The organism is Pseudomonas sp. M20 (assembly GCF_045037865.1).
In the GTDB taxonomy this organism is placed as follows: Bacteria; Pseudomonadota; Gammaproteobacteria; order Pseudomonadales; family Pseudomonadaceae; genus Aquipseudomonas.
Genome location: NZ_CP173611.1, coordinates 5,715,270 through 5,728,756, shown reverse-complemented (window position 1 = coordinate 5,728,756; position 13,487 = coordinate 5,715,270). Strand labels below are relative to the sequence as shown.

General features: G+C 54.5%; 13 protein-coding genes. All 13 read left to right on the top strand.

Annotation, left to right across the window (positions count from 1 at the left end; all coding sequences use genetic code 11):
- The 13 genes from gyrB (at position 1) to ACI514_RS25305 (ending at position 13,277) form a co-directional block, all read left to right on the top strand.
- Complete coding sequence (gene gyrB, locus ACI514_RS25365; protein ID WP_007911885.1) at positions 1–2,418, top strand: DNA topoisomerase (ATP-hydrolyzing) subunit B; 2,418 nt, start codon at positions 1–3, stop codon at positions 2,416–2,418.
- A gap of 313 nt (positions 2,419–2,731) precedes the next feature.
- Entirely contained in the window at positions 2,732–3,646 is a 915-nt protein-coding gene (locus ACI514_RS25360; protein ID WP_405122603.1) for an acetaldehyde dehydrogenase (acetylating), read from the top strand.
- A complete protein-coding gene (gene dmpG / locus ACI514_RS25355; protein ID WP_160054409.1) occupies positions 3,643–4,638 on the top strand; it encodes a 4-hydroxy-2-oxovalerate aldolase in 996 nt (331 codons plus the stop codon). Before ACI514_RS25360 ends, dmpG begins: the two co-directional genes overlap by 4 nt.
- A 22-nt stretch (positions 4,639–4,660) precedes the next feature.
- Positions 4,661–6,211, top strand: a complete 1,551-nt coding sequence (locus ACI514_RS25350) for an amino acid adenylation domain-containing protein (RefSeq protein WP_160054411.1) — start codon at positions 4,661–4,663, stop codon at positions 6,209–6,211.
- Positions 6,212–6,248: 37 nt separating this feature from the next.
- On the top strand, positions 6,249–7,220 hold the full coding sequence (locus ACI514_RS25345; protein WP_202982144.1) for a chlorinating enzyme: 972 nt from the start codon (positions 6,249–6,251) through the stop codon (positions 7,218–7,220).
- A complete protein-coding gene (locus tag ACI514_RS25340) occupies positions 7,214–7,444 on the top strand; it encodes an acyl carrier protein (RefSeq protein WP_160054413.1) in 231 nt (76 codons plus the stop codon). Before ACI514_RS25345 ends, ACI514_RS25340 begins: the two co-directional genes overlap by 7 nt.
- 54 nt (positions 7,445–7,498) lie before the next feature.
- Positions 7,499–8,932, top strand: a complete 1,434-nt coding sequence (locus ACI514_RS25335; protein ID WP_160054415.1) for a class I tRNA ligase family protein — start codon at positions 7,499–7,501, stop codon at positions 8,930–8,932.
- 16 nt (positions 8,933–8,948) lie between these two features.
- Positions 8,949–9,563, top strand: coding sequence for a LysE family translocator (locus tag ACI514_RS25330; RefSeq protein ID WP_405122602.1), 615 nt, complete (start codon positions 8,949–8,951; stop codon positions 9,561–9,563).
- A gap of 1 nt (position 9,564) precedes the next feature.
- Entirely contained in the window at positions 9,565–9,957 is a 393-nt protein-coding gene (locus ACI514_RS25325; protein ID WP_160054419.1) for a cupin domain-containing protein, read from the top strand.
- On the top strand, positions 9,950–10,693 hold the full coding sequence (locus tag ACI514_RS25320) for a thioesterase II family protein (RefSeq protein WP_405122601.1): 744 nt from the start codon (positions 9,950–9,952) through the stop codon (positions 10,691–10,693). Before ACI514_RS25325 ends, ACI514_RS25320 begins: the two co-directional genes overlap by 8 nt.
- 21 nt (positions 10,694–10,714) lie before the next feature.
- On the top strand, positions 10,715–11,311 hold the full coding sequence (locus ACI514_RS25315; RefSeq protein WP_160054423.1) for a LysE family translocator: 597 nt from the start codon (positions 10,715–10,717) through the stop codon (positions 11,309–11,311).
- Complete coding sequence (locus ACI514_RS25310) at positions 11,308–12,291, top strand: quinone oxidoreductase (protein ID WP_160054425.1); 984 nt, start codon at positions 11,308–11,310, stop codon at positions 12,289–12,291. Before ACI514_RS25315 ends, ACI514_RS25310 begins: the two co-directional genes overlap by 4 nt.
- Positions 12,292–12,458: 167 nt before the next feature.
- Complete coding sequence (locus ACI514_RS25305) at positions 12,459–13,277, top strand: AraC family transcriptional regulator (protein ID WP_174244421.1); 819 nt, start codon at positions 12,459–12,461, stop codon at positions 13,275–13,277.
- Positions 13,278–13,487 lie beyond the last annotated feature (210 nt).

The window sequence follows — 13,487 nt, the reverse complement described above, 5'->3', positions numbered from 1 at the left end:
TTGAGCGAAGAAAATACGTACGACTCAACGAGCATTAAAGTGCTGAAAGGCCTGGATGCCGTACGCAAACGTCCCGGTATGTACATTGGCGACACCGATGATGGCAGCGGTCTGCACCACATGGTGTTCGAGGTGGTCGACAACTCGATCGACGAAGCCCTCGCCGGCCACTGCGACGACATCAGCATCATCATCCACCCGGATGAGTCCATCACCGTTAAAGACAACGGCCGAGGCATCCCGGTAGACGTGCACAAAGAGGAAGGCGTTTCCGCCGCCGAGGTCATCATGACTGTCCTCCACGCTGGCGGTAAGTTCGACGACAACTCCTACAAAGTTTCCGGCGGTCTGCACGGTGTGGGTGTGTCGGTAGTGAACGCACTGTCCGAAGAGCTGGTACTGACCGTTCGCCGCAGCGGCAAGATCTGGGAACAGACTTACGTCCATGGCGTACCTCAGGCGCCGATGGCCATCGTTGGCGACAGCGAAACCACCGGTACCCAGATCCACTTCAAGGCTTCCAGCGAAACCTTCAAGAACATTCATTTCAGCTGGGACATCCTCGCCAAGCGTATTCGTGAACTGTCCTTCCTCAACTCCGGTGTCGGCATCGTCCTCAAGGATGAGCGCAGCGGCAAGGAAGAGCTGTTCAAGTACGAAGGCGGTCTGCGTGCGTTCGTTGAATACCTGAATACCAACAAGACTGCGGTCAACCAGGTGTTCCACTTCAACATCCAGCGTGAAGACGGCATCGGCGTGGAAATCGCCCTGCAGTGGAACGACAGCTTCAACGAGAACCTGTTGTGCTTCACCAACAACATTCCTCAGCGCGACGGCGGCACTCACCTGGTGGGCTTCCGTTCGGCACTGACGCGTAACCTAAACAACTACATCGAGCAGGAAGGTCTGGCGAAGAAGCATAAAGTCGCCACCACCGGTGATGATGCCCGTGAAGGCCTGACCGCGATCATCTCGGTAAAAGTGCCGGATCCGAAGTTCAGCTCGCAGACCAAAGACAAGCTGGTGTCTTCCGAAGTGAAGACCGCGGTCGAGCAGGAGATGGGCAAGTACTTCTCCGACTTCCTCCTGGAAAACCCGAACGAAGCCAAGCTGGTTGTCGGCAAGATGATCGATGCCGCCCGTGCCCGTGAAGCGGCGCGCAAAGCTCGTGAGATGACCCGCCGCAAAGGCGCGCTGGACATCGCCGGCCTGCCAGGCAAGCTCGCTGACTGCCAGGAAAAAGACCCGGCACTGTCCGAACTTTACCTCGTGGAAGGTGACTCTGCGGGCGGCTCTGCCAAGCAGGGACGTAACCGCAAGACCCAGGCGATCCTGCCGTTGAAGGGCAAGATCCTCAACGTCGAGAAAGCCCGTTTCGACAAGATGATCTCTTCCCAGGAAGTGGGCACCTTGATTACAGCACTGGGATGCGGTATCGGTCGCGACGAATACAACATCGACAAGCTGCGCTATCACAACATCATCATCATGACCGATGCTGACGTCGACGGTTCGCACATCCGTACCCTGTTGCTGACCTTCTTCTTCCGTCAGTTGCCGGAGCTGATCGAGCGCGGCTATATCTACATCGCCCAGCCGCCGCTGTACAAGGTCAAGAAAGGCAAGCAAGAGCAATACATCAAAGACGACGACGCCATGGAAGAGTACATGACGCAGTCGGCCCTGGAAGATGCGAGCCTGCACCTGAACGAAGAAGCCCCGGGCATTTCCGGTGAAGCGCTTGAGCGTCTGGTGAACGACTTCCGCATGGTGATGAAGACCCTCAAGCGTCTGTCGCGCCTGTACCCGCAGGAGCTGACCGAGCACTTCATCTACCTGCCGGCCGTGAGCCTGGAAAAGCTTGGCGACCACGCAGCGATGCAAGAGTGGCTGGCTCAGTACGAAGCGCGTCTGCGCACCGTGGAAAAGTCCGGTCTGGTTTACAAGGCCAGCCTGCGTGAAGACCGTGAACGTGGCGTTTGGCTGCCAGAGGTCGAACTGATCTCCCATGGCCTGTCAAACTACGTCACCTTCAACCGCGACTTTTTCGGCAGCAACGACTACAAGACCGTCGTCACCCTCGGTGCTCAACTGAGCACCCTGCTCGACGAAGGCGCGTACATCCAGCGTGGCGAGCGCAAGAAAGCGGTCACTGAGTTCAAGGAAGCACTCGACTGGCTGATGGCAGAAAGCACCAAGCGCCACACCATTCAGCGATACAAAGGTCTGGGCGAAATGAACCCGGATCAGCTTTGGGAAACCACCATGGACCCAAGCGTGCGCCGCATGCTGAAAGTCACCATCGAAGACGCCATTGGCGCAGACCAGATCTTCAACACCCTGATGGGTGATGCGGTCGAACCTCGCCGTGATTTCATCGAGAGCAATGCGCTGGCGGTTTCGAACCTGGATTTCTGATCCGGTTGCAGGATCCCGGAAGCGACTGTATTTCACGATCAGTTGCTTTCGTTGCCCCGATAAAAAAGGCCAACCCCTGTGGGTTGGCCTTTTTTTGTGGGAAAAAAGCGCTCCTCGTCCAAGATTCCCGCCTCATCCAGTTACCTGTCCTGACACTTCGCTTCTAAGCCAGTCAGTGAACTCGGCAATAAATTGTTTCTATTTCCTCATCTACCCAAGAACGTACAAGCAACGCTCTAGGTCGCTGGCTTAAGGTCTCTAAACGGGTTCGGGGCTCTCGGAAATAGAGTCCCAAGCGAGGTAACGGGGATGGATGTCAGGTCTGGAGGCAGCAAAAATGGAATCAGTAATACCTCGCAAACGCGCAGCAATAATCGGATCGGGAAGTATAGGAATCGATTTGATGTACAAGGCGATGCGCTCTCACCATCTGGATCTCAGAATGGTGATAGGACGCAGTTCCAATAGCGAAGGTTTGGCTAGAGCCCGTGAGTTGGGCATTGCTACGTCGTCCGATGGAATTGAGTTTCTGGCGCAACACGCCAATGAGCTCGATATTGTTTTTGACGCGACATCTGCTCAATCACACAGGATTAACGATCAGGTATTTCGCAAGGCTAACCTCCTGGCGATTGACATGACCCCGGCCAAGATTGGCTCGATCTGTGTGCCATCGATCAACCTCGACAGCATCGCCAATGAGCGCAACGTGAATCTGGTTACGTGTGGCGGACAGGCAAGTATTCCGTTGGCCTTTGCGATTGCTCAATCGTTCGAATCTCTGGAGTACATCGAGGTTGCTTCGACCATCGCATCGGACAGCGCCGGTCTGGCGACTCGGGAAAACATTAATCAGTACATTTTGACCACCGAGCAGGCATTACGACACTTTAGCGGTGCGGGCTCGACCAAAGCGGTTCTGAATATCAACCCGGCTAAACCTGGCATCGACATGCAGACGACGGTATTCGCCAAAGGCCGCTACGAATGCATCGAGAAGGTGCGGGCGAGCGTTCGGCAGATGGTTGCCCGTGTTCAACAATATGTACCTGGCTATCAGATGGTTCTGGAACCTATCGAGTCGAAAGGCCACTTGACCATGAGTGTGACGGTACGGGGTAGCGGTGACTACCTTCCCGCCTACGCAGGCAACCTGGACATCATCAACTGCGCCGCGATTGCCGTAGCCGAATTCCACTCTGCCTGTTGGGAGCGTAACGCCGCATGATCACCATTACCGATTGCACCTTGCGTGATGGCAATCATGCTGTCCGGCACCAGCTTTCAAAAGAACAGATTCACCGATATGCAGCGCAGGCCGACGCTGCAGGCATCGATATTATCGAGGTCGGCCACGGCAACGGACTTGGCGGTTCTTCGGCACTTCTGGGTATCAGTTGCGTCGATGATCGAGAAATGCTCGAAATTGCCAGATCGGCCATTCAAAACGGACGTTTGGGTATCCACTTCATCCCTGGGCTGGGCAAATCGACAGATCTTGAGATGGCTATCGACGTCGGTGTAGATGTTTTCCGTATAGCCAGCCACTGCACGGAAGCCAACATCACTGCTCCCTACATCGAGTCGGTCAAGAATCAAGGCAAAACCGTATACGGCGTCTTGATGATGACTCATATGGCTGAGCCTGAGTTACTGGCTGAGCAGGCGTCACTCATGGCTGGCTACGGCGCCGATGCGGTCATTCTGATGGACAGTGCAGGTCACCTGACGCCTGACGACGTGCGTTGGCGAATTCAGGCTATCCAGCGGTTAACCGACACCAAGCTTGGCTTCCATGCACACAACAATCTCGGCATGGCAGTTGCCAACTCAATTGCTGCAGTCGAGGAAGGTGCTGAACTGCTGGATGCTTGCATCAAGGGCTTTGGAGCGGGTGCCGGTAATACGCAACTGGAGACCCTGATCGCCGTGTTGAATCGCTTGGGGTATCGGACTCAGTGTTCCTTCGAGGCTGTCGCCGGACTAGCTCGCACTTCGGAACAATATCTCGATTGCCTGACGCCGCACATTGGCGCTGCCAATATCGCTAGTGGCATTTATGGGCTGTTCTCTGGTTTTGCGCCGCATATAAGACGCGCAGCGGAACAGTTCAGCGTGGATGAATTTCGCCTCTATCAATTGTTGGGGCAACGCAAGTTAGTGGCTGGACAGGAAGACATCATCATCGAGACCGCGGCCAAACTTTCTACTGCCAACTGACGCCACTTCAGGAAATAAGTCGATGTCTGTTAATGATAAGCAGGGCCCTCGCGCGCCCATGATTCATGAAAAAGTAACGTATTGGGCGAATGAAACGCCTGATGCGATTGCTGTACGAAGTGCATATGAAACATTGAATTATGCCCAACTTGATCGCGAATCCAGCGCTTTGGCTTCCTATCTTGGTGAGCAAGGAATTCAGGCGGGAGATCTGGTCGGAATATTTCTTCAGCCCTCTGTGTCGACCCTGGTTTGCATCATTGGCATTCTTAAAAGCGGTGCTGCCTATGTGCCGCTGGATATCGCCAATCCGGCTGCCCGACTGACATTGATGATTCAACAGTTGGCGAATCTCAAACTTATCTTCACCTCCGAAAATGCCGCTGATCTGCTGCAGGATCTGCCGATTGCAGTCATCGAAATCGAGTCATTGCGTAAAGACTTGGCAGCAGCTCCGACAGCCACTGCGGTAGTTTCGTCTGCCCGTGAAGACGATCTTTGCTACACCGTATTCACGTCGGGCACCACCGGTATTCCCAAAGCGGTAGCAATCACCCATCGCAGTTGGGCGAACCTGATCAGTTGGCATGTGGATGAATACCGCCTTGACCGCGAAGCCAACGGCATCCTGGTGTCGGCGTTCGGGTTCGATATTTCCCAGCGCAGCCTCGTGACACCTCTGTACTGCGGGGCGGCGATTTCGCTAACCAGCAGTGCTGTATTCGATGGGTATGAGATTGTCGACCTCATTGAGCGTCACCGGATTGGCAGTATTCACCTGGCTCCAAGTTCGCTCTATCTGATCATCCAGGCCGGACAGGCGGGTGATCGTCTCGCCACACTACGGCATCTGTTCATCGGCGGCGAAGCACTGGCTACAGCCCGGGTAATGGAGTGGGCGCGGAAAAAAGGTTCAGCATGCAACCTGATCCATCAGTACGGCGTTGCCGAGTGTACCGATGTTGCCACGTCCTATTCGATGTCCGACTACGAGTCCTATCTGGCCGAAGGTATTCCAATGGGAAGCCCTGTCGGTAATTGCCGGGTCGACATACTTGATGACGAAGATCGGCCTGTGTCGGTCGGCGATATCGGCCAGATCGTTATCTCCGGCATGGGGGTCGGCCGAGGCTATCTGAACAACCTCCCTCTGCAGGCAGAGCGCTTCCGGGAAATATCCATTGATGGCGTTGTACAGCGGGCGTACTTCACCGGTGACTACGCTCGGCGCCTGTCTGAGCACAAGTCTATCTGCCTGGGTCGACGGGATAACCAAATCAAGATCCGAGGCATGCTGGTGAATCTGTCCGAGATCGAGAACGGGGTTCGCAACGCCTTGCCAGCTGCCGAGGACGCGATTGTCCTGAACACTCAAGCCGTACCCGGCCAGGATCCGGAGCTCACTGCCTTCGTGGCGACCGCGGGCGAACTTCCACCGATCCGCGATATCGGTCATCGGCTCGGGAATCTCCTGCCCCGCCATATGCATCCACGCCGCTATGTGGCCTGCAAACAGTTTCCCTTGACCCAGAACGGCAAGATTGATCGCCAGGCTCTTTTGAACCTGGCCTGAACCAAGCGTACGCAACATCCAAAAAAGGAAGCAACACATGAGCCAGATGGACCAAAAAATTTCGGCAACGACTGGATTACCTGCGAGCGCAGTAATCACTGATGACATTCAGAAGGATATCGAGTTCTTCGAAAAAAATGGCTTCATCGGTCCGATCAAACTGTACGAACCGGATGAAGCGGCAGAAATCCTGCGCGCATTACGCGCTGCAAACCATGATCGTTCGCACATTCTTTATGACAACAACATGAACTACGACCGACATTTCGATATTCCCGAACTGTCCCGTCACATCATGCACCCAACGATTCTGAAGTACCTTCGCGGCATTCTGGGGGCCGATCTGCTGTGCTGGCGTTCGGAATGGTTCGCCAAATTTCCAGGCGGGCGAGGTACTGAATGGCACCAGGTTCGCGATTACAGCTATACCGATGGCAACCCACTGATTGTCCCGACTCAGACAGACTGGAACGCCTACATCGATCTGACGGTATGGACCGCGTTCACGCCCGCTACCAAGGAAACGGCCTGCATGCGCTTCCTGCCGGGTTCGCATAAAAAGTATTACTACGATGAGAAGAAAAGCGTCTCCACGGGGCGTAACGGTGAATACCAGCACACCCAGACGGACACCGGTTTCTTCGGTTACGACTTTTCCGAATTCAAGGTCGACCCATCCTGGGACCCTGAAAGTGCAAACCCGGTAGATATGGAACTGCAAGCTGGCGAGTGCGTGATTTTTACGGCGTCCTGCGCACACGCTTCTCACGACAACACCACCGAACGGCAGACCCGCCTGGCTATTTCCGGCCGCTATGTTCCGACCCATGTCCGCGTCTATCCAGATCTGAAGAGCTATAACGCGCATGGCGAAACATTCGACCTCGCTGACTACGCGACGGTGCTCGTATCCGGTGAGGACACCTACGACCACAACAAAATTCGCAATGCCAACAACCGCGGCCAAGAGTTCTCATTCTCTCCGGCAGAGGAGAAAACCCCATGCTGAATGCTATTCACAAGATCTGCTCAGAAGTCCTGAACTACCCGCAACTGGAAATGGATGAGGACTTCTTCGACGTCGGAGGCCATTCCCTGATGATGGCCGAGATCCAACGCCAACTGCATGAGGATCTGAAAGTTCACATCAACATGGAGTCACTGTTCCGAAACTCCTCGGTTATCAAACTGAGTAAGGCCATCCAACCAACGCTGACCGAGCAAACGGCCTAAGCCTGGGCCGGCCTGCGTCAGCTGCGCGGGCCGGCTTTATCTGGAGAAAAGATGATGAAAACTTTCGCATTGCTGGAGCAGCCACAAACTGGCGAAGCTGCTGACCTTACCTTCAAGCGAGGCTCGCTGTTTGCCGCGTTCATGAGTCGTGCAACCCAATGCGCGCCGGTCACTGCCGATAAGATCGAGGCGGGCTTGCACCTGAACCGGCTGCTGGAAAATGGTCAAGTGCACTTCAACACACTCGAAGATGGTTCATTCGAGGCATTTTATGGTCCATCCAGCGATGCCACGGTGCAAATCTCGACACAGATTCCATTCTGGTCGGAAAAAATTGTCTCGCGGATTCGAAAGAGCGTGCGTCAATCCCAAGGCGCGATCTGTTCGTTGAAGCTTTTCGATTCGCCAGAGTCCATCGATGTATTCGTCACGGACTGGAGCTCCTGCACAGCAGCCTGCGCCATCGCCGTACACAAATATCACTGGTTCACACGTCGATTGTCCGAACGCCCCGATGCCGACAACTATTTCACCGGTGCCTATGTCCGTAATCCGTTAACTGGCGACCTGATGTCCGTGTGGGTCGCGGACTGGGTCAAGCCCGACTTCGGTACGGGTGCCGTACTGGTTAACCCTGCTCACAACAAGACTGATCTTGAGTTCGCCAAGCAGGTCGGTCTGCCGATTCGGTTCGCCCTCTCTCTCGATGCGCAAGTGGACGAGCACTCGATGCCGACCCCCCCTGTGCTCAAAGCTGGTTTCGCCATCCGCACCGGTTGGCTTGATAGCAAGCCTGCGGCGCAAGTCCACAACGACACAATCAACGTGCTTCTGCGCAAGGGTAGCGCTCGGTTGCACGAAGATAAACGCATCCCTGGCGAAGTGATTGCTCGTATTGAGCAAACTTCGCCAGAGAGGGCAGAACTGTACTGGAGCCCTCAACACGGGACATTCCATCAGGAATCGACCCAAGGATTACCCGTTCGGGTGGATTTCAGCCCAAGTTTTCAGGCAGCGGTGACCACGGTCGCGCATCGCCCGGATCATCTGCAAGTCGACGCGGCAATACAGAAGAAGAATATTGGTGTGCTTGCCGGGCTGATCTTCGATTTGGGTGGATTAGAGGCATTTGTTCCTCTGACGCTGCTTGAGTCCGTCGAGTATGCCGGTAGCCGCAGTGAAGGCGATCCAGCGGTAGACCTTGCGCTTTTGGTTGGGGAAGAACCCGAGAAGGTGCTAGTGATCCGCAAGGCTTTGATCGACCAGATCGACAGTTTCCTCAATGGTTGTCAGAAGCTTTCAGCTCGTTTGGGAGAGAACGGTGCATTGCCGCCTGCTCAAGTGACTACCGCGCTAACCCAAGGCGATCCGGTCTCGGCCTTCCGGACCTTTTACCAATGGCAGAAGCAGATGGTCGCTAACGATGAAGTAGTCGACCAGTCTGCCTACACCTCGATTCTTTCAACATTTGGCCTCAAATCGGCCTGAAACAGGAGATCACGACATGGAAATCTTCCTCTACGCGTTCAGCGTCATGTACAGCCCCGGTCCGGTCAATGTGATGGGTCTGAATGCCGGACTCACGGGACAGTTTCGTCGCACGGTCGGATTCTTCATCGGCGTAGGCTGCGCGATGTTCGCGTTATTCCTTATTTTTGGTTACACCGGCGAGGCGCTGATTTCTCGCTCCGTACTGCCATACCTGGCGCTCATCGGTGGGCTTTATACCTTGTACCTGGCGTTCAAGGTATTTACCTCAAAAGTGGTTCTGCCGGGCAAGACCGAAGAGACGCAGTCGCCGGACAAACCACTTACATTCTGGAACGGCTTCTTGATCCAGGCGCTGAATCCAAAAGGGATGATGGTGGTTCTGCCCATCACCACGGTGATGTTCCCGGCTGCCCATGTCACCGGTGCCAGTATCGCGGTGGTATCAACCATGATCGCACTGGGCGGCGCAGGAGCCCCCGGTATCTATTCGCTGCTGGGCGCTGTTCTTGGCAAGCGCATCACCAAAGAGTCTTACTTCAACTTCTTCAATCGGCTGATGGGTGTCGCTCTGGCGATCTGTGCGGCTTTCATGCTTTACGACTTCTACGCTCACACGCAAGGACTCTGACATGCACAAGCAACAGCCGGTGATCAATTGGGATACCGTCCCGAGAGAGCAATTGGGCGACTTGATAGTCCGGCAGATCGTCAGCGGTGATGAGCTGATGATGGTCAAGCTGACGATGAAGGCTGGCGCCGTCGTTAAGCATCACAGTCATCCCAACGAACAGATGACTTATATCCTCAAGGGAAAAATCCGCTTCACACACGGGCTGGATATGGAGCAGAGCACAACATTGTGTGCGGGGGACGTTCTGCACTTTCCAGCCAATGTACCGCACGCAGCGGAGTGCCTTGAGGACACGATCGACCTTGATGTGTTTACGCCACCACGCCGCGACTGGTTCACCACGAATGGCAACGACTATTTCGAACGGCCGGTCGAGGCGAACGATGCGTAACCCACCCTCGACCAGATGGCTGCAGAGAACTGTCCAACCGGCAGCTCGCAGTCGATTGCTGTGTTTTCCGTTCGGCGGCGGCAGCGCCTCGTTCTATAGAGACTGGCAAGCGATGCTGGGCCCGCAAATTGAAGTTTGCGCTATCCAGTTACCAGGACGGGAAGCACGTTTTGGCGAGCCGTTCATCACGGATATCAATGATCTTTTGCCGCCATTGGTCCACGCTGCCAGCGATCTGTTCAAGCTGCCTTTGCACTTGTTTGGCTACAGCCTGGGTGCTGGCATCGCGCATAAATTCGCTACCTACTGCGATTCTCTCTATCCCAATGCGCGGATAGTTTCGCTTACGGCATGTGCGAGCTCAGCAGCTGCCGCAGATCGATTGTGTTCATCAACCATGAACGACGAGCAGTTCATGAAGTACATCATGGGGCTCGGAGGTCTTCCCCAAGAAGTGGCGGCTAATCCGGGTTTGCGTGCGATTGCCCTGAGGACCTTGCGTAGCGACTTCATTCTTTCTGAAAGCATAAATCTTGCTGACGCTGACCCGGTTTCAATACCCGTTCTCGCGATCGGCGGCGATGCCGACCCTTCTGTCCCGATCTCCGGTTTGGAGGCATGGTCTAGCAAGACCACGGAGAATTGTTTCCACCAAGTGTTCCCTGGTGATCACTTTTTCGTTCGTCAGAACCTGCCGGAAGTAATAGACAGCCTGCGAGATTTTATCGCCTTGTAACTCGACTGGATCGCCTTTGAAATGGATTTCATTAACGTGTTTCTCAACGTCACCACAGGTGCATCGTTGATTTTGATGATGCCTGGCCCTACCAACACCTTGCTAATGACATCCGGTTATACCTGTGGCCCAGCCAAAACTTTGCCTCTGATCGCCACCGAAGCATTTGGCTACAGCATTGCAATCAGCGCTTGGGGGTTTGTACTCATAGCATTGTCCGCACGGTATCCGGGCATCGGTACAGCAGTGAAGTTACTGTGCGCGGCCTATCTGGCTTATCTGGCTGTGCGCATTGCCTCAACGAAGCTGCTGGCAAGCGAGTCCCGCCGCCCGGCAGTAAGCTCCAGATCATTGCTGACTGCAACGTTGCTCAATCCCAAGGCACTGTTATTTGCCTCTGTGGTGTTTCCGCGAGAAGTTTATGGTACTGCGCAGCTCTACAGTTGGGCGCTGCTGTCCTTCGTCCTGATCGTCGTGCCGATTGGATTCGCCTGGGCCTGGTTGGGGCAGGTCGTACGGACAGCTCCAAGCCATGCCATGCAACTCTGGGTGCCCAAACTGATCGGGCTGTCTCTACTCTCCTTTTCCATTTACCTGACTTGCTCGGCACTCAAATGAAAACTGACGACACACTACAAGTGATCTTTCGTTCCCACGGATCACCTTCCGTGATTGAGTACCAGTCTATGGCGGTCAATGCGTTGGGGCCGGGACAAGTGAGAATCCACAATCACGCGATTGGTGTGAATTTTATCGACACCTACTTCCGCTCCGGACTGTACCCTCCTCCTGCGTTGCCCTCAGGGTTGGGCACCGAGGGCGCTGGTACGGTGATTGAATGTGCAGACGATGTGACGCGATTCCGGATTGGTGACAGGGTTGCTTACGTACAATCTTCGCTGGGCGCCTATGCAACACAACACTGGGTGGATCAAAGCCGACTTGTTCACCTGCCGGACGATATCAGCTACGTAACCGCCGCCGGCGGCTTGCTAAAGGGTCTTACCACGATTTGCTTGTTCAATCGGGTCAGTCAGCCGAAAAGCGGGGATACGGTTCTTTTTCATGCCGCAGCCGGTGGCGTGGGCTTGCTGGCCTGCCAATACGCCAAGCGCAAAGGTATTCGCCTGATCGGCGTTGTTTCAACGCAAGCCAAGGCTGAGTTGGCGCGCTCGGCGGGAGCGTGGACGACCCTGCTTGCTGGAGATGACATCGCCGACCAGACAAGGCGGCTAACCGGCGGAAAGGGGGTGCCATTTGTCTACGACTCAGTCGGGCGTTCTACCTGGCAAGCCTCGCTGAATGCCACAGCTTCCTGCGGGCATATCATCAGTTTTGGCAATTCATCAGGGCCCGTTGAAAACGTGGCACTAGCGCAACTGGCACGCGCGGGATCACTAACAGTCAGCCGCCCCATATTGTTCGACTACATCAGCGATTCAGCAGTACTGCAAAGCTATGCGGAGGAATTTTTCCAGTGTTTGCGAGAGGGGATGAAGGTTCAAGTGGGCGCAACCCTGTCGCTTGCGGAAGCCGAGCGAGCACACACGTTGTTGGAAAGTCGTAACACGACTGGATCTATAGTACTCATACCTTAGATGAAAGTTCTGTGCTGGAGAGCAGGTGGCTCTTCAAAAAATCAGAGCACAGTGCTAGCTTCTTGAAAGCTGGGCATGCTTATTATCCTGCCAATTGTCAAACGTTAGACCATCTCGCTAAGGATCAGCACTATGTCAGGAATCTTCAAAAGCCAGGTAGTTCGGCCATGATTGAGCTTCCATCTCCGAAGGATTGGGTACGACATTCGCCTCACACATCAAAACTCGAGCGGTTGGAAGCTTTTTTTAGCGCACATGGTTTTGACCCTCATCGGCATGACACATATGCCATTGGCCGGACACTTTCGGGCGTGCAAAGTTTTCGCTATCGCGGGGAGAATCGGAATAGCCTGCCAGGGGAAACCTTGGTCCTGCACCCAGATGAAGAACACGACGGCCATGCCGGCAGCGATTCGGGCTTCCGTTATCGAATGCTGTATATCACTCCGGAGTTAGCTCAGCAGGTGCTGCACGGTAAACCTTTGCCCTTCCTGAAAGGAGGCATCTCCAGTGATCCCCGGTTTGCCGCTGCAACTGACAACATACTTTCCGCGTTGGATGATCCGCTCGATCCGCTAGAGGAGGACGACGCTATATTTCAACTCTTCACCACGCTGCAAGCCATATGTGGCGAGCGTGCCGCTACCGGTGCCAATTGCTTTACGGCGGCCGACAGAGCGCGGGAGTATATGAACGATAATCTTCAGCAACCGGTCAGCCTGGATGACCTGGCTGATTGCACCGGTCGGGACAAGTGGAGTTTATCCAAAGACTATCGGGTTTATTTCGGCACAAGCCCCCACCGCTATCTGACGATGCGACGTTTGGACCGAGTCAAAGCGGCGATTTTTGCGGGTAAATCGCTGGTGGAAGCTTCGGTAGAGGCAGGTTTTTTTGATCAAAGCCACATGACCAAGCATTTCAAAAAAGCATTTGGAGTATCACCGGCGCGCTGGTGTCGGTCGAGGGATAGAGATTTAATCTAAGTGCGTTTGCATAAACTTTAGGGCGGCGTGATTTTTCCAGGAAAACTACTATTGATTGTTTTGGGTAGTGCGTCGCAGTACCTGCGATTAATGTCACGCGCTGTTGCCTTTAATGCTGAAGTCAGGCGGGTGAATTGACCTGTGCCGATTACAATAAATTGGATTGGAATGCCGTCTTTGGTTAAAACATATGCTGTGCCCATGTTTATC

Excerpts from the sequence above, each read along its gene's own strand:
- ACI514_RS25325 (WP_160054419.1), top strand. The coding sequence starts at position 9,565 with ATGCACAAGCAACAGCCGGTGATCAATTGGGATACCGTCCCGAGAGAG.
- ACI514_RS25315 (WP_160054423.1), top strand. The coding sequence starts at position 10,715 with ATGGATTTCATTAACGTGTTTCTCAACGTCACCACAGGTGCATCGTTG.
- ACI514_RS25330 (WP_405122602.1), top strand. The coding sequence starts at position 8,949 with ATGGAAATCTTCCTCTACGCGTTCAGCGTCATGTACAGCCCCGGTCCG.
- dmpG (WP_160054409.1), top strand. The coding sequence starts at position 3,643 with ATGATCACCATTACCGATTGCACCTTGCGTGATGGCAATCATGCTGTC.
- ACI514_RS25335 (WP_160054415.1), top strand. The coding sequence starts at position 7,499 with ATGAAAACTTTCGCATTGCTGGAGCAGCCACAAACTGGCGAAGCTGCT.
- ACI514_RS25345 (WP_202982144.1), top strand. The coding sequence starts at position 6,249 with ATGAGCCAGATGGACCAAAAAATTTCGGCAACGACTGGATTACCTGCG.
- ACI514_RS25360 (WP_405122603.1), top strand. The coding sequence starts at position 2,732 with ATGTCAGGTCTGGAGGCAGCAAAAATGGAATCAGTAATACCTCGCAAA.
- ACI514_RS25310 (WP_160054425.1), top strand. The coding sequence starts at position 11,308 with ATGAAAACTGACGACACACTACAAGTGATCTTTCGTTCCCACGGATCA.
- ACI514_RS25305 (WP_174244421.1), top strand. The coding sequence starts at position 12,459 with ATGATTGAGCTTCCATCTCCGAAGGATTGGGTACGACATTCGCCTCAC.
- ACI514_RS25350 (WP_160054411.1), top strand. The coding sequence starts at position 4,661 with ATGTCTGTTAATGATAAGCAGGGCCCTCGCGCGCCCATGATTCATGAA.
- ACI514_RS25340 (WP_160054413.1), top strand. The coding sequence starts at position 7,214 with ATGCTGAATGCTATTCACAAGATCTGCTCAGAAGTCCTGAACTACCCG.
- ACI514_RS25320 (WP_405122601.1), top strand. The coding sequence starts at position 9,950 with ATGCGTAACCCACCCTCGACCAGATGGCTGCAGAGAACTGTCCAACCG.